Here is a 20,896-nt window from a genome sequence, read left to right on the forward strand (position 1 = left end):
GTGGTCAAAGGGTAGTCATTTCGCGGCGGTGCTGATCCGCCGGGCCACGGCCCGGTGCTCGCTGGTCTTCATGAGCTTCACGGCCTCGGCCGGGGTCGGGAAGGTGCGCGGGCTGTCGAGGCGGAACTCCCGCTTGAGGTGGAGGACGCGCTCGACCGACTGGTTCAGCCGGGTCGCGCTGATGCGGCCCGACTCCACCGCCGCGAGGACCGCGTCGCGCGCCACGTCGAAGTCGGGCGGCATGAGCAGGATGTCGGCCCCGGCCAGGATTGCCCGGACGGCCACCTCGCCGTCGCCGTACTTCTTGCGCACGCCGTCCATGTTCAGCGCGTCGGTGAAGACGACGCCGTCGAAGCCGAGCTCGCCGCGGAGCACCCCGGTGAGGATCTTCTTCGACAGGGTGGCCGGGTCGCCCGACGGGTCGAGCGCGGGCATCACGATGTGGGCGCTCATGACGGCGTCGACGTCGTTGGCGATGGCCTCCTTGAACGGCGGCGCGTCGAGCTTCTCCCACTCCTCGCGGGTGTGGTCGATGACCGGCAGCGAGGTGTGGCTGTCGACGTTGGTGTCGCCGTGGCCCGGGAAGTGCTTCACCGTCGCGGCGACCCCGCCGTCGCGGAAGCCCTGCACGGCCGCGCCGACCATGTCGGCGACCTTCTCCGGATCGTTCCCGTAGGCGCGCGGCCCGATGACCGGGTTGTTCGGGTTGACGTTCACGTCGGCGACCGGCGCGAAGTCCAGCGAGATGCCGAGCGCGTTGAGCTCCTCGGCGGTGACCCGGGCCGCGTCGCGGGCGTTGCGCAGGTCGCCGGTCTGGCCGATCACCGAGGCGCCGGGCATCTCGGTGACGATGCCCTTGAGCCGGGAGACGATGCCGTTCTCCTGGTCGACGCCGATCAGCAGCGGCACCTTCCCGGCCGCCGAGCGCAGCCCGGCGGTGAACGTGGCGACCTGGCGGGCGCTCTGGATGTTGCCCGTGCCGGGGAACAGGATCACCCCGCCCAGGTGGTACTTCCTGATCACCTCGGCCGGGCTGCCGACGCCGTAGCGGGCCAGGTTCTCCTGGTGGGCCGCTCTGGCCGACGAGCCGTAGAGGACCGGCATGAGGAGCTGGCCGACCTTCTCCTCGACCGTCAGCTCCGCCGTCGGATCTTCAGTGGGAGACGGCGACGGGGGAGGAGGCGGGGCGACGACCGTGGTCGTCGGGGAACTGGGGAGAGCGGTGCGTGGCGGAGTGGTCGAACACCCCGCCACCACGACGAGCAGACCGGCGCCGAGCAGCGCCCTGTGGAGGGACACCTCAGACACCGTAGTGGTTAGAGGCCCAGATCACCCAGGCCGGTCAGGCAGGCCCTGGCCGCCTCCTTCGCCTCGGACGCGCCCGGTGCCGACCGGGCGGCGTCGGCCGCCGCGCGGCACTGGTCGAGGGTGTGCCGGGCCAGCGACGCGCGCACCCACGGCAGCGCGGGGGCGCCCATCGACAACGACGTCACCCCCAGTCCGACCAGCACACAGGCCAGCACCGGGTCGGCGCCGGCCTCGCCGCAGACGCCGCAGCCCTTCCCGGCCGCGCCCGCCGCCCCGGCGGCCAGCGCGATCAGGTCGAGCACCGCCGGGTGCCACGGATCCTGCAGCTCGGAGACGCCGGCGACCTGGCGGTCGGCGGCCATGGCGTACTGGGTGAGGTCGTTGGTGCCGATCGAGAAGAAGTCGACCACCTTGGCCAGGTCGCGGGCGCGCAGCGCGGCCGACGGCACCTCGATCATGATGCCGGCGGTCTCCAGCCCGGCCGCGTGGCAGGCCTCGGCGAACCAGGCCGCCTCGGCGACGGTCGCCACCATCGGGGCCATGACGTAGGGGATCGCCTCGGTGCCCTCGGCGGCGCGGGCCAGCGCGCCGAGCTGGGCGGCCATCATGTCGGGGTGGCGGCGGAACATGCGCAGGCCGCGTTCGCCGAGGGCCGGGTTGGGCTCCTCGCCGGGCGGCGGCAGGAAGGCCAGCGGCTTGTCGGCGCCCGCGTCGAGGGTGCGGACCACCACCCGGCCGCCGGGGAACGCGTCGAACACGGCGCGGTAGGCGGCCTGCTGCTCCTCCTCCGAGGGGGCGTCGGCGCGGTCGAGGAAGAGGAACTCGGTGCGGTAGAGGCCGACGCCCTCGGCGCCGTTGGCCAATGCGGCTTCGAGGTCCTTCGGGCCGCCGACGTTGGCGAGCAGCGGGACGGGGTGCCCGTCGGCGGTGGCGCCGGGCCCGCTCGTGCCCGACAGCGCCTCGGCGCGGGCCCGCGCGGTCGCGACGGCGGCCTGCGCGGCGGCGGGCTCGGGCTCGATGACGACCTCGCCGGTCGCGCCGTCGACCAGCAGCAGCGTGCCCTGCACGAGGGCGGTCGCGCCCGCGCAGCCGACGACGGCCGGCACGCCCATGGCGCGGGCCAGGATCGCGGTGTGACTGGTCGGCCCGCCGTCTTCGGTGACGAAGGCGGCGACCAGGTTCCGGTCCAGCAGCGCGGTGTCGGCCGGGGCCAGGTCACGGGCCACCAGGATGTACGGCTCCGCCGCGTCGCCCGGCACCCCCGGCATCGGCGCCCCGGTCAGCCGGGCGACGGCGCGGTCGCGGATGTCGTCGAGGTCGGCGACGCGCTCCCCCAGGTATCCCCCGGCGGCGGCCAGCAGGTCGCGGTAGGCGCCGAAGGCCTCGTACACGGCCCTCTCACCGGAGACCCCCGCGTCGACCAGTTCGTCGACGCCGTCGGCCAGGCCGGGGTCGCGGGCCATCATCGCCTGGGCCGACAGCACCTCGGCGGCCTCTCCCCCGGCGCGCTCGCCGCGGGCCTCCAGGTCGGCGGCCACCTCTTCGAGCGCGGCCTGGACGCGGGCCTTCTCGGCCGCGGCGTCGCCGTCGTGGACGGCGCCCTTCGGGGGCTCGGGGATCGAGCCGACGAGCAGGTGGGCGGCGGCGTAGCCGGTGCCGGGGCTGACCCCGGAGCCCTTGAGCGTGGTGGCCATCAGGGCGCCCCGGCGATCGAGGCGAGTTCGTCGAGCAGCTCCTCGGCGCCGTCGCCTTCGGTGCTGATGGTGATGGCGTCGCCCTTCTTCACGTCGAGTGCCAGCACCGACAGGATGCTCTTGGCGTTGACCGGCGCGCCGTCGCCCTTGGCGACGGTCACGGTGGCCGGCGATCTGGTCGCGGTCTGCACGAACGTGGCGGCCGGACGGGCGTGCAGGCCCACCTCCGCCTCGACGATGAGCCTTCGTTGCGGCACGCTGCCTCCTCAGGGTCCGGCGGTCCGGACCACTCATCCAAACACCCGTTTGGGGTCAATGCCAGTCGAAGAGGGGATCGCCCGCTTCGACCGGTCCGCTCACCACGCCGGAGACGCTCTCCGGCCCGGCGTCCAGGGCGATCACCGGACAGACCGGCGAATACCCCTCCTCGTCGACGGCATGCGGGTGCCAGGCGACGACCGGTTGCCCGGCCGTGACGAGGTCGCCTTCCACCACCAGCAGCTCGAAGCCGGCGCCGCGCAGCTTCACGGTGTCGACCCCGAGATGGGTCAGCACGCCCCGGCCGTCGTCGCCGACGACGATGTAGGCGTGCGGATGCAGCTTGACCAGCCGCCCGGCGATCGGCGCGACCGCGACCTGCGGCCCCCGCGCCGGGTCGACGGCCGCCCCCGGGCCCACCATGGCCTGCGAGAACACGGGGTCGGGCACGGCCGGGAGCCCGACCACGCGGCCGTTCACCGGAGAGTGGACGGTCGTCAAGCGGAGTCCAGCAGGTCGTCGATGTCGCTGGCGATCGTGTCGGCCTCCGGCCCGACGACGACCTGCACGACGTTCCCGGTGACCATCACGCCGTGCGCGCCCGCCCGCTTGAGGACGTCATGGTCGACCTTGGAGGCGTCCCGCACCTCGGTGCGGAGCCGCGTGATGCAGGGCTCCACCTCGATGATGTTGGCCGGCCCGCCCAGTGCCGCGACGATCTTTGCCGCATCCGCCATGACGCCTCCCTCTGGATCTCTGGCCGAACCCTACTCGTCGGTCTGGGTGACCTTGTTCAGCCCGCGGGGGGCGTCGGGGTCGTACCCGAGCCGGCGCGCCAGCGCCTCGGTGAGCAGCTGGCCGGGCACGATCAGCCCCAGCGGCGCCACCCATTCGGGCAGGTCGGGACCGTTGAGCGAGGCCGTGGAGGCGCTCGCGAGCGCGTGGCCGCCGCCGACGCCGTAGGCCGCCGCGCCCGCGCCGGTCACCCGCTCGGCCAGCGCGATCGTGCCCGGCAGGGTCGGCCCCTCGCCGGCGGCGACCAGGATCGCCGGGGTGTCGGCGTCGACGACCGCGATCGGCCCGTGCAGCAGGTCGGCGTAGGACAGGCCCATGGCGTGCAGGTAGCAGGCCTCCTTGAGCTTCAGCGCCAGTTCGAGCGCGGTCGAGAAGGCCAGCCCGCGCCCCGACACGACCACGCCCGGCTTGTCGGCCAGGCCCTCGACCAGGGCGTCGAGGTCGCCCGGGTCCTCGATGAGCTTCTGGATCGCGTCGGGCGCCTTCTGGAGATCGTCCTTGTGGACGTCGGCGCCGAGGCCCAGCGCCAGCACCGCCATGGCCGCCAGCTGGGTCGTGTACGTCTTGGTCGCCGGCACCGCCTTCTCCTCGCCCGCCACCGTGCACAGGGCGAGGTCGGCGGCCTGGGCCAGCGGGCTCTGCTCGCCGCCGTTGGTGATGGCCACGGTCTTGGCGCCGCAGTCGCGGGCCCAGTCGAGGGTCTCGACGATCTCCTCGGTCCGCCCCGACTGCGAGACGGCCACCGCGAGCACGCCGTCGAGGTCAATCCTGCGGCGGTAGGTTGTGGCGATGGACGGCGCGGCCAGCGCCGCCATCCGCCCGGCGTGTGACTCGATCAGGTAGCGGCCGTAGATCGCGGCGTTGTCCGAGGTGCCGCGGGCGATGAACAACAGGTGGCGGGTCTGTCCGGCGAGAGAGGTGACTTCGGGGATTCGGGGGAGCAGGGCGTCCAGCGTGGCGCGCAGGGCGGCCGGCTGTTCGGCGATCTCACTGCGCATCTTCGTCGTCGTCACGTGCCCATCCTGTAATCGGTCCGTACGTTGACAGACATTTCGGCGGTGTGGTCTAGTCCGGACTAGACCAGTACGAACCATAACAAAGCGGAGAGGGGAGGCGACAGTGGCCGGCATCGACGCCCGGGGGACCGGCGCCACGATCGACCCCGACAGCCCAGTCCCGAAGTACTTCCAGCTCCGCGAGATCATCCTCGACCTCATCGAGAGCAACGAGTTGCCCATCGGCGCGGCGATCCCGTCGGAACGGGAGCTCTGCCAGCGCTTCGGCCTCTCCCGCATGACGGTACGCCAGGCGGTGGATCACCTGGTCAGCGAGGGGCGGCTGCACCGCGTGCCGGGGAAGGGCACCTTCGTCGCCCGCCCGAAGATCGAGCTGGCCCTCCAGCTCACCTCGTTCAGCGACGACATGCGCGCCCGCGGCCTGGAGCCCGGCAGCCGCGACCTCGACCGGCGGGTGGTCCGGGCCAGCGCCCACCTGGCCCGCGAGCTCGGCATCGCCCCGGGTGACGAAGTTCACTTCATCGAACGCCTCCGCACCGCCGACGGCGAGCCCCTGGCGATCGAACGCGCCCACATCCCCCTGGCCCTCGCCCCCGACCTGGAGAGTTACGACCTTTCCGGCCGATCCCTGTACGCGCTCCTGGAGTCCCGGTACGGTCTGATCCTCGACGCCGGGGAACTCACGATCGACGGCGGAATCGCCGACCCGAGCGACGCCGACCTGCTGAAACTCCCGCGCGGCGGAGCCGTCCTGCTGCTCTCCCGCCGGTCCTACGCCGGTGGTGTCTGCGCCGAGCTGGGCGTGTCGACCTACCGGGCCGACCGTTACCAGCTCCGTACACTCCTGGAGCCACGGCGGGCCTAGAGACCCGGGAGGAACGATGGCCGCCACGATGACCGTGTTGTCGCGGATCGGGCGCTCCCTCATGCTCCCGATCGCGGCCCTCCCGGCCGCGGCGATCCTGCTCCGGATCGGCCAGGACGACCTGCTCGGCCGCACCTCCGACGAGACCCTCGACAAGGTCGCCCGGATCGTCGGCGGCGCGGGCGGCGCCCTGTTCGACGCCCTGCCCCTGCTGTTCGCCATCGGGGTGGCCGTCGGCTTCGCCCGGAAGTCCGACGGCTCGACCGCCCTGGCCGCCGTGGTGGGCTACCTGGTCTGGGACCGGGTCACCCACCTGATGTTCTTCGACTCCTCGCTGCGCCCCCGCGTCGCCCAGACCGTGGTGACCGCCGGCACCCCCGCCGAGACCCTCAACCTGGCCGCCGCCAACCCCACCGGAGTGCTGGGCGGCATCCTGATGGGCCTGGTGACCGGCCTGCTGTGGCAGCGCTACCACCGGATCAAGCTGCCCGCCTGGCTGGCCTTCTTCGGCGGACGCCGCTTCGTCCCCATCCTGACCGCCCTGGCCGGGCTGCTCCTGGGGGTGCTGTTCGGCCTGATCTGGCCCCCGATCGGCCAGGCGCTGTCGTCGTTCGGCGACTGGCTGGCGACCCACTCGACACTCGGGGCCGGCATCTACGGCGTGGTGAACCGGGCCCTGATCCCGCTGGGCATGCACCACTTCGTGAACTCGATCGTGTGGTTCACCGTGCCCGAGTGCACCGTCGGCGGCGTCCACACGGCGGGCGACCTGAACTGCTACTTCGCCGGCCAGGACGGCGCGGGCGCGTTCATGGCCGGGTTCTTCCCCGTGATGATGTTCGGCCTCCCGGCGGCGGCCATCGCCATCTGGCGGGCCGCTCCCCCGCACCGCCGCAACGCGGTCGGGTCCATCATGATCTCCGCCGCGCTGGTGTCGTTCGTGACCGGCATCACCGAGCCGATCGAGTTCGCCTTCATCTTCGTGGCGCCCGTCCTCTTCGTGGTGCACGCCCTGCTCACCGGGTTGTCGATGGCCCTGGTGGCCGGGCTGGGCGGGCGGCTGGGCTTCGGCTTCTCGGGCGGCGCGATCGATGCGGCCCTCAACGCGACCAAGGACAACACCCACGGCTTCGCGCTGATCATGGCCATCGGGGTCGTCTACTTCGTGGTCTACTACGCGGTCTTCACGTTCCTGATCAGGCGCCTGAACATCATGACCCCGGGCCGCGACCCCGAGTCGGACCTGGACACCACGACCTGACCCGGATTCCGGACTCGCACTGTCAGTTGAAGTGACCATCGCCGGATCGTCCGCCGGTCCATACCAACCTGGCCGCTTCTATCGGCATGTATGCCGATCCGGCCGCCCCGGTGCGACGGGAAACCTACGGTCGCGTATCCGAGCGCTCCGCCCGAAACCTCTATCAGGTGTCCCTAACCACCGACGTCCCGGAGCCTCGATGCCTCTCCCCCGGCTCGCCCCGATCCCCACGCCCGACCCCATGTACGCCCACCTGGCGGACGTCCACCCGCTCGTCCCCCGTGCCGAAGAACCGCCGCGCCACCCGGGCCCTCTGACGCACGGGTCCCTGGCCCTGGCCGCCGAGCTTCCCTCACCGGCCCCCGACGAGCGGCGGTTGCGCGCCCTGGCCCAGGCGCTGGCCGAGATCCTGGCCGGACGCCGCCCGCCGCAGACCGTCCAGACCCGGCTGAGCGCGCCGGCCTACGCGAGCCTCCTGCGCGCCGGGAAGATGATCGACAGCACCCGCCCGCCGTGGGTGGGCGTGCCCCGCGTCCAGCACCCGAACGACGACACCGTGGAGATGTGCGCCCTGGTCCGCTGCACCCCGCGCAGCCGCGTCCTGGCGGCCCGGCTGGAGCGCCGCGGCGTGCAGTGGGTGCTGACGGAGTTCGAAACGGCTTGACCCTGTCTGGGCCGCTGTGCGCCGCCTGGCGAACCAAGCCGGCGCATGGCGGCTGTCCCTCGGACAGGCGAAAGCCCTCTCCTTCACGATGAAGGAGAGGGCTCTGGCTTGGTGAGGTCAGGCGGTCGCGTTCTTCGGGTCGCCGTGGCAGCGCTTGAACTTCTTGCCCGAGCCGCAGGGGCACGGGGCGTTGCGCTCGACGTTGCCGTAGTTGGCGCGCTGTTCCGGGGTCGAGCGGCGGACCTCGACCTCGCCGTCTTCGCCGGGGCCCGAGTAGCTCATCTGCTGCGGGCGGCGGAGGGCGTTGGCGATGATCGAGCCGGCCTCGGCCACGGCCGCGTTGGGCTGGGCGCCCGCCTCGTAGGAGATCGGGCTCTCCGCGACCGGCTGCGGGGGCTGGTAGCGGAACAGGAAGTTGACCGAGTTCTCCTTGATGCCCTCGAGCATCGCGGCGAACATGTCGTAGCCCTCGCGCTGGTATTCGATCAGCGGGTCGCGCTGGGCGTAGGCGCGGAGGGCGATGCCCTCCTGGAGGTAGTCCATCTCGTAGAGGTGCTCGCGCCACTTGCGGTCGAGCACGTCGAGGATGACGCGGCGCTCGGCGTCGCGCAGGACCTCGGCGCCGAACTCCTCCTCGCGCTTGCGGTAGGCGGCCAGGATGTCGGCCTTGACCCGCTCTTCGAGCAGCGCGGCGTCGATGCCCTCACGGCCACCGGCCTCCTCGGCCAGGTCGTCGATCTTGAGGGAGATCGGGTAGAGCTGGCGGAAGGCGTTCCAGAGCTTGTCGAGGTCCCACTCTTCGGCGAAGCCCTCGGAGGTGGCGCCCTTCACGTAGCCGCTGACGACGTCTTCGATGAAGGTGTTGACCTGGTCGTGGAGGTCGGCGCCCTCGAGGACCTTCTGGCGCTCGGCGTAGATCACCTTGCGCTGGCGGTTCATGACCTCGTCGTACTTGAGGACGTTCTTGCGGATCTCGAAGTTCTGCTGCTCGACCTGGTGCTGGGCCGAGGCGATCGCCTTGGACACGATGCCCGACTCGATCGGCTGGTCTTCGGGGATGTTCAGCCGCGTCATGATCATCTCGACCCGGGCCGAGTTGAACAGGCGCATCAGGTCGTCTTCGAGCGACAGGTAGAAGCGCGACTCGCCGGGGTCGCCCTGACGGCCGGACCGGCCGCGCAGCTGGTTGTCGATGCGGCGGGACTCGTGGCGCTCGGTGCCCAGGACGTAGAGGCCGCCGAGGGCGGTGACCTCCTCGTGCTCGGCCTTGACGGCTTCCTTGGCCTTCTCCAGCGCCTCGGCCCAGGCCTTCTCGTATTCCTCGGCGGTCTCGACCGGGTCGAGGCCGCGGCTGCGGAGTTCGAGGTCGGCGCGGAACTCGGGGTTGCCGCCGAGCATGATGTCGGTGCCTCGACCGGCCATGTTGGTGGCGACGGTGACGGCGCCCTTGCGGCCCGCCTCGGCGATGATCGCGGCCTCACGCGCGTGGTTCTTCGCGTTCAGCACCTCGTGGCGGACGCCCTTGTGCTTGAGCATCCGCGACAGCCGCTCGGACTTCTCGACGGAGGTGGTGCCGACGAGGACCGGCTGACCGGCCTCGTAGCGCTCCTTGATGTCGTTGACGACCGCCATGAACTTGGCGTCTTCGCTCTTGTAGACCACGTCGGACTGGTCTTTGCGGATCATCGGCCGGTTCGTCGGGATCGGCACGACGCCCAGCTTGTAGGTCTGGTGGAACTCGTTGGCCTCGGTGGCCGCGGTGCCGGTCATGCCGGACAGCGTGGTGTAGAGGCGGAAGTAGTTCTGGAGGGTGATCGTGGCGAGAGTCTGGTTCTCGTCCTTGATCTTCACGCCTTCCTTGGCCTCGATGGCCTGGTGCATGCCCTCGTTGTAGCGGCGGCCGTGGAGGACGCGGCCGGTGAACTCGTCGACGATCAGGACCTCGCCGTCGACGACGATGTAGTCCTTGTCCTTCTTGAACAGTTCCTTCGCCTTGAGGGCGTTGTTGAGGAACTGGACGAGGTGGGTGTGCTCGGGCTTGTAAAGGTTGTCGATGCCCAGCAGGTCTTCGACCTTCTCGACGCCCGCCTCGAGGATGCCGACCGTGCGCTTCTTCTCGTCGACGACGTAGTCGCCGGTGCTCTCGGTGCCGTCCTTGCCCTCGACGCCCTTGCGGAGGCGGGGGACGATCTTGGCGAACTCGGAGTACCACTTGCCGGACTGCTCGCCGGGACCGGAGATGATCAGCGGGGTGCGGGCCTCGTCGATCAGGATCGAGTCGACCTCGTCGACGACGGCGAAGTTGTGGCCGCGCTGGACGAGCTCCTCGATCGACCACGCCATGTTGTCGCGCAGGTAGTCGAAGCCGAACTCGTTGTTGGTGCCGTAGGTGATGTCGGCGGCGTACTGCCGGCGGCGCTCGTCGGACGGCATGTTGGCGAGGATGCAGCCGACTTCGAGGCCGAGGAAGCGGTGGACGCGGCCCATGGTCTCGGAGTCGCGCTTGGCCAGGTAGTCGTTGACCGTGACGACGTGGACGCCCTTGCCGGAGATGGCGTTGAGGTAGGCCGGGAGAGTACAGGTGAGGGTCTTGCCCTCACCGGTGCGCATCTCGGAGATGTTCCCCATGTGGAGGTTGGCGCCGCCCATGATCTGCACGTCGAAGTGGCGCTGGCCCAGCACCCGGCGCGCCGCCTCGCGGACCACCGCGAAGGCCTCCGGCAGCAGGTCGTCGAGGGACTCGCCCTCGGCGTGGCGATCGCGGAACTCCTGGGTCTGTGCCCGCAACTCCTCGTCGGAAAGGCTCTTGAAGTCCTCTTCAATGGAGTTGACCTGCTCGGCGATACGCTTCAACTTCCGCAGCGTCTTGCCTTCGCCGGCGCGGAGAATCTTGTCGAGAATGGCTGCCACTTTTGTAAAGCTCCTCGCAGGTCTGAGGACGAGACACACTTCCCCTGTGCCATGGTAGGCCGTTCGACCACCAGACACAGCCACCACGGGATTCAGCGGGGAGCGGCGCGGCGGACCGGGGGACGGGGTCGATAGGCTCAACCCTGTCAAACGTAGGGAGACCGTCCGGTGTTCCGGTCAGGAACACACAGGGCGCGAGTCGGGTAGGGCGGAATGGCAGAGACCTCACACCAGGGAAGCCACGCGGGCAGCGCGAAGTCGTGGGTGGCGGTGACGACGATCCTGATCGGCACGATCATCAGCGGCGCAGGCCTCACCGGCCTGGGCGCCGACACGTCCAACTGGACCATGGTCTGGGTGGGCGTCGGCGTGTCGGCCGTGGGCGCGGTGCTCGCCCTGGTCTTCGACGTCTTCTCCGACGTCGTGATCGACGCCCCGCGCGTCATGGACGCCCGCGACCACCACAGCCCCTTCGAGCACTGAGCCGAATTGTCGGTCCGCCCGACTACAGTCGGCCGGATGGACCTCACGGCCGATGAAGCACGGCGGCTGATCCTGCGCGCCCAGGGGTTCCTGGGCGCCGGGGGCCGCAAGGGCGGCCCTTCGGGCATGTTGCGCCGTCTGGGCGCCGTGCAGCTCGACACGATCTCGGTGCTGGCCCGCTCCCACGAGCTGGTGGCCTATGCCCGCCTGGGCGCGATCGGCCGCCCGGCGGTCGAGCAGGCCTACTGGAGCGGGTCGGCCTTCGAATACTGGTGCCACGCCGCCTGCATCCTGCCCATCGAACACTGGCCGGTCTACGCCTTCCGCCGCCGCGCCTACCGCGAACGCAGGTTCCGCTGGCACGAGGTGCCCGCCACGGTGGGCGACATCCTGGAGCGGGTGCGCCGCGACGGCCCCCTGACCACCGGAGACATCGGCGGCGCCAAGAAGGGCGGGCCGTGGTGGGACTGGTCCGACGCCAAGATCTCCATCGAGTTCCTGCTCGACGTCGGCGACGTGGTCTGCGTGCGGCGCGAGGGCTGGCGCCGCGTCTACGACCTGGCCGAACGCGCGATCCCCGCCGAGCACCGGGAGATCGACCTGACCGACGAAGAGTGCGTGACCCGGCTGACCTCGATCGCGGGCCGGTCCCTGGCCGTGGCGACCAGGGCCGACCTGGTCGACTACACGAGGGTCCGGGACAAACACGCCGCGATGCTCGACGACGCCCTGCTCAGCGGCGCGAGCGGGCTGGTCCCGGTGACGGTGGCGGGCTGGCCGGCGGCCCGCAGGGGCGGCCCCAACGCCTGGGCCGACCCCGAGGCGCTGGCCCTGGGCGAGGCGCGAGGCCGCCACCGCACCACCCTGCTCAGCCCTTTCGACTCCCTGATCTGGGAACGGGCCCGCGCGGAACGTGTCTTCGGCATGGCCCACCGCCTGGAGGCCTACGTCCCGAAGGAGAAGCGTGTCCACGGCTACTTCGCGATGCCGGTCCTCCACGGCGGCAAGCTGATCGCCCGGGTCGACCCCGCCCGCGAGGGCACCACCCTGGTCGCCCGGCGGGTCACCCTGGAGCCCGGCGTGAAGAAGCTCGACGCCGTCGAAGAGGCCCTGCGCGAGGCGGCGACCTGGGTCGGCTGCACGGGCCTGCGCATCGAGGAGATCAGGTGATCTCGAGCAGGCGTTCCCTGACCGCGTAGACGACCGCTTCCATCCGGCTGTGCAGTTGCAGCTTCTCCAGGATGTTGCGGACGTGGTTCTTGACCGTGTTCTCGGAGATGAAGAGTTCCTTCGCGATTTCGCGGTTGTTCATCCCCTTCGCCACCAGCCGGAGCACTTCCATCTCTCGGTCGGTCAGGCGGGGCACCGGAAGCTGGGGCGGCCGTTCGGCCTCTTTGCGGCTGATGCTGGCGAACTCGGTGATCAGCTTGGTCGCCATGGCGGGATTGATGAACGACTGCCCGCTGTGCACTCCCCTGACCGCGTCGGGGACCTCGTCGATCTGCACGTCTTTCAGCAGGTAGCCGGTCGCGCCGGCCTTGAAGGCCTCGAAGAGGTCCTCCTCCTCGTCGGAGGCGGTGAGCATGATGATGCGGGTCGTCGGCATGCTCTCCTTGATCGCCCTGGTCGCCTCGATGCCGTCGCGTCTGGGCATCCGCACGTCCATCAGCACGACGTCGGGCAGCAGCTTCTCGGCGAGCGCCACGGCCTCCTGACCGTCGCTCGCCTCACCGGCGACCTCGATGTCCGCTTCGGCCTGGAGGGCCAGCACCAGGCTGCGGCGGATCAGCGAGTGATCGTCGACGATCAGCACACGGATCGGCTCACCGCGCCCGGTGGGGCGGCTTGCGTCGTCTCGCACGCTGCGGTCACTCACAGCTCCTCCTCGTCGGGGGGCCAGGTAGCTGGATCGCCATCATGACATGGCTTCCGCTACTGGCGAGGATCTCGCACGCCATGCGCCCCGCACCGGGCGGGGCGCATGGTCGTTCAGGTTGGAAGGGGTGGCGCGAATCAGCCCTCGACGAGCCGCAACACGCCGTAGTCGTATCCGCGACGCCGATATACGACGCTCGGGTGGCCGCATTCTTTGTCACGGAAGAGGAAGAAATCGTGGCCGACCAGTTCCATCTCCAGCAGGGCCTGGTCGATGGTGATGGCGTCGGACTGGTGGAACTTCTCGCGGACGACGAGGGGGCCGTCGCCGTCCTGCTCTATCGGGATGATGGGTTCGGTGTAGCCGTTGTCTGGCTTCTGCGGCGGGATGTAGTCGTCGTGGAGCAGTTCCGGCTCGGGCTGCTTCGCCACCGGTTCGCCCAGGCCGCCGTTGTCGGCCAGGGTCGCGGTGAACTCGGCCACCGACGGAGGGCAGTTCTTCCCGTGATGGATCTTGCGGCGGTCGCTCAGCCGCCGCAGGCGCGATTCCAGCTTGCCCAGAGCGATTTCGAGCGCGGCGAACCGGTCGTCTGCCGCCGCCTCGGCCCGGACCGCCGGGCCCTTGGAGTGGATGGTGAGTTCCACCCTCTCCCTCTGGTCGCTCATCCTGGGGTTCTTCTCTCGCGAGACCTCTACGTCAACCCGGATGAGTCGGTTGTCCAGTCGCTCGATCTTGGCCAGCTTGGAAGTCACGTGATCGCGGAAACGGTCGCTCACTCCGGTGTGCCGTCCCTTGACGATGATGTCCACGCAAAAGCCCCCTTCGCCTATCGACTGACATGAAGGAGCACCCGTTCGGCCGACCTGGTCTTCGTCCCCACATCCGCCTGCTGAGGGGTTCGCAGCTCCACGCCACTACTGCCCTTCTCTTCTGGCAAGAATCATCTGGATTCCTGGGAAGGCAGGTCTTACCTCTAAGCCGCACCGTGATCGGTCGACCAAGAGTCGCCTTACGTGGACCGTTTCGCCTGCGGCTGGCATCGGCTAGCCAGGCCGAACCCCGGTGGGGACTCGGTCCGGCGCAACCACGGACCCGAACGGGTGCCATGTCCTGAACGCTAGTCGCTGACCGGCCGTATGTCAGCCGCGAGCCACGCCAAAGGATCACTTTCGGTGATTTTTCCTGGGGACGCGGAGGCGTTCGGGGGCATCGAGGCAGGCGGGGCGGGGTGCCGGACCCCCTGGTCAAGGCGCTCCCGATCTGGGCGTTCACGGGTTTCCCGACACCCGGTTGTCACTCCGAGGCCAGGTCGTTATTTGACTGTTTCTTTACCCAGAGTGATGTCGGCGAATTTGTGACCGCCGGGCGTGTCGCATGACCGGCACCCGTTTTCGGGTCGCCGCAACCGTGACCGCGAAGGCGGTCTGGGCACCCGCGGCACGCAGCGCGCGGGCCGCCTCGGCGAGCGTCGCACCGGTGGTGACCACGTCGTCGACCAGCACGACCCGGCCCTTCGGCACGGCTCCGGAGGTGAACGCCCCGGCCAGGTTGGCGGCCCGCTGAGCGGAGGTCAGGCCCGACTGGTCGGCGACCTTCCGGGCGGGCCGCAACACCGGCGCCACCGTCACGTGGGCGCCTCCGGCGCGCAACCGCCTGGCCGCGACCTCGGCGATCCGGCGTACCGGATCATGGCCTTTTGCTCTTCTCGACCGGCGGGTGCTGGGCACCGGGACCAGCACCAGCGGGCCCGCCTCCAGCGGCAGGCGGGCGAGGGCGCCGGCCAGGCAGGCGCCCAGCGCGGTGCCGAGCGCGGTGCGGCCGCGCTCCTTGTACGCGATCAGCACCCGCCGGGCCACCCCGTCGTAACCGGCGGCGGCCCAGCACTCGGGCAGGCCGTCGGGGGGCGCCTCGGGCAGGTGGGGGTGGGGCGCGGCGGTCAGTTCGGCGGCGCATCCCGCGCAGACCAGGGCCCCCCGGCCGCCGCAACCGGCGCACCGAGGGGGGACGAGCAGATCGAGCACCGCGTCGAGCACGCGGACCACCATGACACTCCCTGCCGACACTGACGAAAGTTCACCCCAGAGGGTAGGCGGGGAAGCTGGAGCCGTCGTCGACGAGGGTGGTCCACTTCTTGCCGTCCCACACCGTGATGGCGCCGTTCTCGTCGCTGGCCAGGATGCGCGAATCGGTGCTCGTGATGGACGTGAGGCGCTTGGACAGCTCGATCGGGGTCTTCTCGTCGCCGTCCATGATCGGGTAGGCTGCCAGAGCCTGCTGGGGGCCGTTCGGGGAGTCCTTCTCGGTCAGCACCAGCAGGGTGGTGGCGTCTCGCCACGCCACATCGATGATCTTCTGGCCCTCCTCCGCGGGCACCAGGGTCTCCATCGCGCCGACCCGATAGGTCGGGCCGCGCACGATCGAGCCTATCTGAACGGTCGGCCCCGCCCCGTTGTCGGCGACGACCGCGACCCTGACCCCGTCACGGGCCACCCTGAACGCGGTCACGTCGGCGTTCTCCAGCTCGGGGGCCAGCACGGGCGACTGGTGGCCGGCCGTGGTGGCGTGCCAGACCTGCGACTTGCCGCCGGCCGTCTCGACTGCCCAGACCTGGCCCTCGCGGTCCCACGACGGCGGGGTGAGGCGGCCCTGGGCGTTGATCCAGCGCTGCCACGGGCTGCCGGCCACCAGCTGGGTGACCCAGATGCCCGTCTCGTCGCCCATCAGGGCGGCCACCTGGTCGCGGCCCTCGGCGGAGACCGCACCGTGGTTGAACGGCCGGGTCGGCTGCCCGGCCGCGCCGAGCACCGCCGCCGGCTGCTCCTCGTCCTTGGCCGCGACCCGGAACATCCGGCCGTCGCGGACGAAGTATCCGGCGGCGTCGCCGGTGATCACCGACGGGTTGTAGGTCGGGTATTCGGTCGGCTTGAACCGCATGCCGCCGCCCGGGAACGCCTCGCCGTTGACGAGGATCTCGATGTAGCGCCCGCCGACCCGGTCGGCACCCAGCGACCAGGCGAGCTGCGCCTTCATCGCCTTGATGCGGTCGGGGCTGTTGCGCAGGCCCGCGATCGCCGACGAGAAGTCGACGTAGAGCGTGTCGCCCTCGATCTCGATGCCGTTGAGCTCGGTGCCCTTGGGGAAGACGTTCTCGACCGCGCCGGCCAGCGGGCCCGTCGGGCCCCTCAGCAGGGTCCGGATGAGCGACTCGGGCAGGCCACGGCTGGGGTCGATCGGCACCCGCACCCGGTCGGCCACCAGGCCGTTGAACGACGGGTTCGGGAAGTAGACCTCCACGGGGGCGTACGCCCTCGTGAGGTCGGCGCGGAGCAGGATCAGGCCCTGGGGGGCCTCGGCGATGCGCCACTCGCCGTTGACCCGGACCAGCGTGAACGCCTCGTCGAGCGTGCCCTCGGAGGCCGCGCGGTAGCGGCCGCCCGCCTCCAGGGTGCCGACCTGGCGGCCCTTGAACGACACGACGAACTTCTCGGCGTCCTCTTCGGGCAGGTCGTCGGCGAAGCGGCAGTCGCAGACCCGCGTCGCGGCGGCCCAGGGTTGCCAGGTGGCCGCCGCCGCGCCGGTCAGGTACTGCCGGGCGATCTTGCGCTCGGGGTCGTCGAAGCTGGCCATCGCGGCCTGGAAGCCGCGCACGATCTCCACGGCGGTCGCGTCGGGCCGGGGCGGGGAGGCCAGGATCCGGACGTAGGTCTGGCTGAGGATGTCGCCCCCGCGCTCGTCCTCGCTGGCCGTGGGCGGGTTGCCGCTGGCCGGCACGATCGTGCAGCCCGTGAGGGTGGCGAGCGTCGCCACCAGCGTCAGAACCCGTCTCCTAGTCGACATCGAACACCCCCGACTCCCCCGCGGCGGCCGACAACACGGGCGTGGCGTGCCCGCGCCAGGTCCGGCGCATCTCGACCTCCGGCGGCACCAGCGGCAGCGGAGAGCCCTTCAGCACGCTCCCGGCCGTACGCGGCAGCGAGAGCCGGAACTGGGTGCCCTCGCCCGGCGAGCCCCAGGCCTGGAGCCAGCCGCCGTGCAGGATCGCGTCCTCGCGGGAGATGGCCAGGCCGAGGCCGGTGCCGCCGATGGTGCGGGCGCGGGACGGGTCGGCCCGCCAGAAGCGGTCGAAGACCATGTTCTCCTCGCCCGGCCGCAGGCCGACGCCGTGGTCGCGGACGGCCACGGCCACCGCGTCGCGGTCGGCGCCGAGGGTGACCACGATGTCCTTGCCCTCGCCGTGCTCGATCGCGTTGAACAGCAGGTTGCGCAGGATGCGCTCGATCCGCCGGGTGTCGCACTCGGCCATGCACGGTTCGGTGGGCAGCCTCAGCTCGAAGCGGGTGGCGTGACGTTCGGCCAGGGCCTCGGAGTCGCCGACCGCGCGCAGCACGACGTCGCGCATGTCGACCGACTCGAGGTCGAGGGTGGCCGCGCCGGCGTCGTAGCGGCTGATCTCCAGCAGGTCGGCCAGCATCGACTCGAACCGTTCGAGCTGGGCCTGCATGAGCTCGGCCGAGCGGGCGGCCATCGGGTCGAAGTCCTCGCGGGCGTCGTACAGGAGGTCGGCGGCCATGCGGACGGTGGTCAGCGGGGTGCGCAGCTCGTGGGAGACGTCGGAGACGAACTGGCGCTGCACCTGGGAGAGCTCCTCGAGCTGGTGGATCTTGAGCGCGAGGTTGGAGGCCATCTCGTTGAACGAGGTGGCGAGGCGGGCGAGGTCGTCTTCGCCCCGGACCTTCAGGCGCTCTTCGAGGCGGCCGGACGCCAGCCGCTCGGCGGCCTGGCGGGCCAGCCGCACGGGGGTGACGACCTGGCGGGTGACCAGCGAGGCGATGGCGGCCAGCAGCAGCACCAGGCCGGCGCCGACCAGCACGAGCAGTTGGAGGACCGAGCTGAGGGTCTCCTCCTCCTCGTTGAGCGGGAACAGGTGGTAGACCTCGTAGGTGCCGTTGACGCCGCCGAAGACCCGCGAGCCGATGACCAGCCCCGACACGGTCTCACCGGTCAGGTAGCGCAGCGGGCTGTAGCGCGACTCCGTCTGGTCGGTGGTGTCGGTGCGCACCTGCTGCCGGAACCCCCGCGGCACGCTCTTGTTGGCGTCGATGTTGAGGGTCGCCCGGTCCTGGCCGACGATGCTGTCGTTGAAGATGACCACCGCGTAGCGTGCCCCGGCGCGCTGGGCCAGCACGTTGATGGCCTGGTCGGCGGGGTCGAGCGGGACCTGCGTGTCGGGGTCGGACTGCTCGCCCGCGTCGGGCTCGCCGTTGCCCGCCAGGTAGTCGGAGACGGTCAGCACGTTGGCGCGGGCCTCGGCGGTGGCGGCGTCGGTCCGGCCGGCCAGCATCGTCTTGTTGATCGACTGGAACAGGAAGACGCCCAGCACGGCCACGACGACCATCGAGATCAGCATGGTGGAGGTGACCACCCGCATCTGGAGGGAGCGCCGCCAGGCCGAGCGCGCCCTGCCCGCGATGCGCCGAGCACGGCGACGGACCCCCCGGGCGATCTGCCGGGGGGTCCGTCGGGGCCGTGGCTTGGGCATTCAGATCAGAGGGGCGGGATCAGGCTGGACCGGCTTTGTAGCCGACGCCGCGGACCGTCACGACGATCTCGGGGTGCTCGGGGTCCTTCTCGATCTTCGCGCGGAGCCGCTGCACGTGGACGTTGACCAGTCGCGTGTCGGCGGCGTGGCGGTAGCCCCAGACCTGCTCCAGCAGCACCTCACGGGTGAACACCTGGCGCGGCTTGCGGGCCAGCGCGACGAGCAGGTCGAACTCCAGCGGCGTGAGGTTGATCGTCTCGTCGAACCGCTTGACCGAGTGTCCGGCGACATCGATCGTGATGTCTCCTATCTGCAGGATCTCGGGGGTCGGCTCGTCGGTGCGGCGCAGCCGGGCGCGGACGCGGGCCACGAGCTCCTTGGGCTTGAAGGGCTTGACGATGTAGTCGTCGGCGCCCGACTCGAGGCCCAGCACGACGTCGATGGTGTCGCTCTTGGCGGTGAGCATCACGATCGGGACGCCCGACTCGGCGCGGATGCGCCGGCAGACGTCGATGCCGTCGGCGCCGGGCAGCATCAGGTCGAGCAGGACGAGATCAGGGCGGGTGTCGCGGAACGCGTCGAGCGCCTTGTCGCCGTCTGACACGAAGGACGGTTCGAAACCCTCCCCGCGCAAGACGATGCCGAGCATCTCGGCGAGAGCGGCGTCGTCGTCGACGACCAGCACGCGTCCTTTCATGGCCCCTCATTCGTTACTTCGGCGCAGCTAAGGAGGTATTTGGGCGATTTATCGGAAGGTTACCCGTGACCCTGCGGTGGATGAAACACGACCGTGACAAAGGACGAAGTTTAGGCCCAAATAGCTGGCCGTGCCGCTACCGTAACGAGAATCCCAAGAACAGGTCACGTTCCAAGTGTGCTCCACGCGGACCCGCGGCGGGCGTTCGTCACGCCGAGACGAGCCCGGACAGGCGCGGGCGGGCAACGCGGAAGGAGCCACCCATGACCGCCAGGGCACTCATCATGCCAGGATTGGGACATGACAGACGGCCCCGGCGATCGTGAGCAGCCACCTCCCGGCTGGTCGCCCCAGCAACCGCCCGCCTACGGTGCGCCCGGCCCCTGGGCCGACCCCAACGCCCCCGGCTCCTATCCGCCGCCCGGTGGTCATCCGCCGCCCGGCGGCTACCCGCCCCCGCCGCCTCCCCCGCCCGGCGGCCACTACGGCGGCGGTTACCACGGCGGCGGCCACTACGGCGCGCCGGTGCTCAAGCCCGGCATCATCCCGCTGCGGCCGCTCCAGATGGGCGACATGTACAACGGCGCGGTGTCGTTCATCCGGGCCAACCCGAAGGCGACGCTGGGGTTGTCGGCACTGGTGGTGACGGTCGCCGAGATCATCACCCTGGCGATCCAGCTCCCGATGTTCGGCGCCGTCGCCGACATCGCGCTGATCACCCCCGAGGCGGCCGAGGCCGACCCCGACGCCATTCTCGGCCCGGTGTTCGCGTTCCTGGGCAGCGCGCTGCTGGGCGGCGTCGTGACCGCGGTGGCCATGGTGGTGCTGACCGGCATGCTCACCGGGATCATCGGCCGGTCGGTCTTCGGCGAGCAGATCTCCATCGGCCAGGCCTGGGACATCGTCAAAGGCCGGATCCTGCCGCTGGTCGGGCTGGCACTGCTGCAGGCGCTGATCGTGTTCGGCGTCTTCCTGGTGCCGGTCTTCCTGGTCGCCCTGCTGGGCGCTGCCGGGTTGCCGACCGGGGCGGTGGTGCTGCTCGCGCTGGTCCTGTTCACCGGCGGCGTCTGCCTCGCGGTGTTCCTCTACACCAAGCTCAGCCTGGCCGGTCCGGCGATCGTGCTGGAGGGCATCGGCGTCGGCACCGCGATGAGCCGGTCGTTCCGGCTGGTCAAGGGCGACTTCTGGCGGGTCTTCGGCATCCTGCTGCTGACCGCGGTCGTGGTCGGCCTGGTCGCCGCGGCGGTCTCGGCGCCGTTCTCGCTCCTCACCTCGTTCGGCGACCCCGCCGCGACGCTCAGCACCGAGCAGTTCTATGTGGGCGCCGTCCTCGCCGGCGTCGGCGCGATCATCGCCGGCACCATCACCAACCCGTTCTCCGCCGGGGTCACCACTCTCCTGTACGCCGACCGCCGCATGCGCGCCGAGGCGTTCGACCTGGTTCTCCAGACCGAGGCCGTGGAGCGCCAGCAGGGCGCGCCGGGCACCGCCCCCGAGAACCTGTGGCGCCCGCGCAACCCCTGGTCATGA

General features: G+C 70.7%; 19 protein-coding genes. 6 read left to right on the forward strand and 13 right to left on the reverse strand.

Features of this window, described 5'->3' with window-relative positions; translation table 11 throughout:
- Window positions 1–15: 15 nt before the first annotated feature.
- The 6 genes from nagZ to GT755_RS22290 are packed head-to-tail and all read right to left on the reverse strand — an operon-like array spanning window position 16 to window position 5,053.
- Window positions 16–1,299, reverse strand: coding sequence for a beta-N-acetylhexosaminidase (nagZ, locus tag GT755_RS22265; protein WP_328794457.1), 1,284 nt, complete (start codon window positions 1,297–1,299; stop codon window positions 16–18).
- Window positions 1,300–1,316: 17 nt separating this feature from the next.
- A complete protein-coding gene (ptsP, locus tag GT755_RS22270) occupies window positions 1,317–3,002 on the reverse strand; it encodes a phosphoenolpyruvate--protein phosphotransferase (protein ID WP_161481569.1) in 1,686 nt (561 codons plus the stop codon).
- Window positions 3,002–3,259 carry an HPr family phosphocarrier protein gene (locus GT755_RS22275; protein ID WP_161481570.1) on the reverse strand — a complete coding sequence of 86 codons (258 nt, stop codon included), beginning with the start codon at window positions 3,257–3,259 and terminating at the stop codon, window positions 3,002–3,004. The genes ptsP and GT755_RS22275 overlap by 1 nt, the downstream gene beginning before the upstream one ends.
- A 55-nt stretch (window positions 3,260–3,314) precedes the next feature.
- Window positions 3,315–3,761 (reverse strand): PTS sugar transporter subunit IIA, encoded by a 447-nt coding sequence (locus GT755_RS22280; RefSeq protein WP_161481571.1) that lies wholly within the window; start codon window positions 3,759–3,761, stop codon window positions 3,315–3,317.
- Window positions 3,758–3,997, reverse strand: a complete 240-nt coding sequence (locus GT755_RS22285) for a glucose PTS transporter subunit EIIB (protein ID WP_030451238.1) — start codon at window positions 3,995–3,997, stop codon at window positions 3,758–3,760. Before GT755_RS22285 ends, GT755_RS22280 begins: the two co-directional genes overlap by 4 nt.
- Window positions 3,998–4,027: 30 nt before the next feature.
- Complete coding sequence (locus tag GT755_RS22290) at window positions 4,028–5,053, reverse strand: SIS domain-containing protein (RefSeq protein ID WP_161481744.1); 1,026 nt, start codon at window positions 5,051–5,053, stop codon at window positions 4,028–4,030.
- Between the two features lie 121 nt (window positions 5,054–5,174).
- On the opposite strand from GT755_RS22290, the gene GT755_RS22295 reads away from it, so the two are divergent.
- The 3 genes from GT755_RS22295 (at window position 5,175) to GT755_RS22305 (ending at window position 7,861) form a co-directional block, all read left to right on the forward strand.
- A complete protein-coding gene (locus GT755_RS22295) occupies window positions 5,175–5,936 on the forward strand; it encodes a GntR family transcriptional regulator (protein ID WP_231515337.1) in 762 nt (253 codons plus the stop codon).
- Between the two features lie 16 nt (window positions 5,937–5,952).
- Window positions 5,953–7,197: a PTS transporter subunit EIIC gene (locus GT755_RS22300; RefSeq protein ID WP_161481572.1), complete on the forward strand. Its 1,245-nt coding sequence runs from the start codon at window positions 5,953–5,955 to the stop codon at window positions 7,195–7,197.
- Between the two features lie 199 nt (window positions 7,198–7,396).
- The gene (locus GT755_RS22305; RefSeq protein WP_161481573.1) at window positions 7,397–7,861 is read left to right on the forward strand and encodes an Rv3235 family protein; all 465 of its coding nucleotides are present in this window, start codon (window positions 7,397–7,399) and stop codon (window positions 7,859–7,861) included.
- A gap of 117 nt (window positions 7,862–7,978) precedes the next feature.
- On the opposite strand, the gene secA is transcribed toward GT755_RS22305, so the two are convergent.
- Complete coding sequence (gene secA / locus GT755_RS22310) at window positions 7,979–10,771, reverse strand: preprotein translocase subunit SecA (RefSeq protein WP_161481574.1); 2,793 nt, start codon at window positions 10,769–10,771, stop codon at window positions 7,979–7,981.
- Window positions 10,772–10,984: 213 nt separating this feature from the next.
- Here secA and GT755_RS22315 point away from each other — a divergent pair, with 213 nt between their 5' ends.
- Together GT755_RS22315 and GT755_RS22320 are read left to right on the forward strand one after the other, a co-directional pair.
- Entirely contained in the window at window positions 10,985–11,254 is a 270-nt protein-coding gene (locus GT755_RS22315; protein ID WP_030451244.1) for a hypothetical protein, read from the forward strand.
- Window positions 11,255–11,290: 36 nt separating this feature from the next.
- On the forward strand, window positions 11,291–12,424 hold the full coding sequence (locus GT755_RS22320) for a winged helix-turn-helix domain-containing protein (protein WP_161481575.1): 1,134 nt from the start codon (window positions 11,291–11,293) through the stop codon (window positions 12,422–12,424).
- Here GT755_RS22320 and GT755_RS22325 read toward each other — a convergent pair.
- From GT755_RS22325 to mtrA, 6 genes are all read right to left on the reverse strand, one after another.
- Window positions 12,417–13,130 (reverse strand): response regulator, encoded by a 714-nt coding sequence (locus tag GT755_RS22325; protein WP_062344665.1) that lies wholly within the window; start codon window positions 13,128–13,130, stop codon window positions 12,417–12,419. The genes GT755_RS22320 and GT755_RS22325 overlap by 8 nt on opposite strands.
- Before the next feature lie 137 nt (window positions 13,131–13,267).
- Window positions 13,268–13,939 carry a ribosome hibernation-promoting factor, HPF/YfiA family gene (hpf, locus tag GT755_RS22330; RefSeq protein WP_161481576.1) on the reverse strand — a complete coding sequence of 224 codons (672 nt, stop codon included), beginning with the start codon at window positions 13,937–13,939 and terminating at the stop codon, window positions 13,268–13,270.
- Between the two features lie 519 nt (window positions 13,940–14,458).
- Entirely contained in the window at window positions 14,459–15,175 is a 717-nt protein-coding gene (locus tag GT755_RS22335) for a ComF family protein (protein WP_202610342.1), read from the reverse strand.
- A 28-nt stretch (window positions 15,176–15,203) separates the two neighbouring features.
- Window positions 15,204–16,967, reverse strand: coding sequence for an LpqB family beta-propeller domain-containing protein (locus GT755_RS22340; RefSeq protein WP_161481577.1), 1,764 nt, complete (start codon window positions 16,965–16,967; stop codon window positions 15,204–15,206).
- Window positions 16,957–18,669 carry an MtrAB system histidine kinase MtrB gene (mtrB, locus tag GT755_RS22345; protein WP_161481578.1) on the reverse strand — a complete coding sequence of 571 codons (1,713 nt, stop codon included), beginning with the start codon at window positions 18,667–18,669 and terminating at the stop codon, window positions 16,957–16,959. The genes GT755_RS22340 and mtrB overlap by 11 nt, the downstream gene beginning before the upstream one ends.
- Window positions 18,670–18,688: 19 nt before the next feature.
- A complete protein-coding gene (gene mtrA, locus GT755_RS22350) occupies window positions 18,689–19,366 on the reverse strand; it encodes an MtrAB system response regulator MtrA (protein ID WP_030451251.1) in 678 nt (225 codons plus the stop codon).
- A 300-nt stretch (window positions 19,367–19,666) separates the two neighbouring features.
- Here mtrA and GT755_RS22355 point away from each other — a divergent pair, with 300 nt between their 5' ends.
- Window positions 19,667–20,896 (forward strand): glycerophosphoryl diester phosphodiesterase membrane domain-containing protein, encoded by a 1,230-nt coding sequence (locus tag GT755_RS22355; protein ID WP_161481579.1) that lies wholly within the window; start codon window positions 19,667–19,669, stop codon window positions 20,894–20,896.

Origin of the sequence: Herbidospora solisilvae (assembly GCF_009901565.1) — a bacterium.
Classification (GTDB): domain Bacteria; phylum Actinomycetota; class Actinomycetes; order Streptosporangiales; family Streptosporangiaceae; genus Herbidospora; species Herbidospora solisilvae.

Bases quoted from the DNA above. Each gene is read 5' to 3' on its own strand.
- ptsP (WP_161481569.1), bottom strand. From the start codon at position 3,002: ATGGCCACCACGCTCAAGGGCTCCGGGGTCAGCCCCGGCACCGGCTAC.
- GT755_RS22285 (WP_030451238.1), bottom strand. From the start codon at position 3,997: ATGGCGGATGCGGCAAAGATCGTCGCGGCACTGGGCGGGCCGGCCAAC.
- GT755_RS22290 (WP_161481744.1), bottom strand. From the start codon at position 5,053: ATGCGCAGTGAGATCGCCGAACAGCCGGCCGCCCTGCGCGCCACGCTG.
- GT755_RS22300 (WP_161481572.1), top strand. From the start codon at position 5,953: ATGGCCGCCACGATGACCGTGTTGTCGCGGATCGGGCGCTCCCTCATG.
- GT755_RS22305 (WP_161481573.1), top strand. From the start codon at position 7,397: ATGCCTCTCCCCCGGCTCGCCCCGATCCCCACGCCCGACCCCATGTAC.
- GT755_RS22315 (WP_030451244.1), top strand. From the start codon at position 10,985: ATGGCAGAGACCTCACACCAGGGAAGCCACGCGGGCAGCGCGAAGTCG.
- GT755_RS22320 (WP_161481575.1), top strand. From the start codon at position 11,291: ATGGACCTCACGGCCGATGAAGCACGGCGGCTGATCCTGCGCGCCCAG.
- GT755_RS22335 (WP_202610342.1), bottom strand. From the start codon at position 15,175: ATGGTGGTCCGCGTGCTCGACGCGGTGCTCGATCTGCTCGTCCCCCCT.
- GT755_RS22340 (WP_161481577.1), bottom strand. From the start codon at position 16,967: ATGTCGACTAGGAGACGGGTTCTGACGCTGGTGGCGACGCTCGCCACC.
- mtrB (WP_161481578.1), bottom strand. From the start codon at position 18,669: ATGCCCAAGCCACGGCCCCGACGGACCCCCCGGCAGATCGCCCGGGGG.
- mtrA (WP_030451251.1), bottom strand. From the start codon at position 19,366: ATGAAAGGACGCGTGCTGGTCGTCGACGACGACGCCGCTCTCGCCGAG.
- GT755_RS22355 (WP_161481579.1), top strand. From the start codon at position 19,667: ATGACAGACGGCCCCGGCGATCGTGAGCAGCCACCTCCCGGCTGGTCG.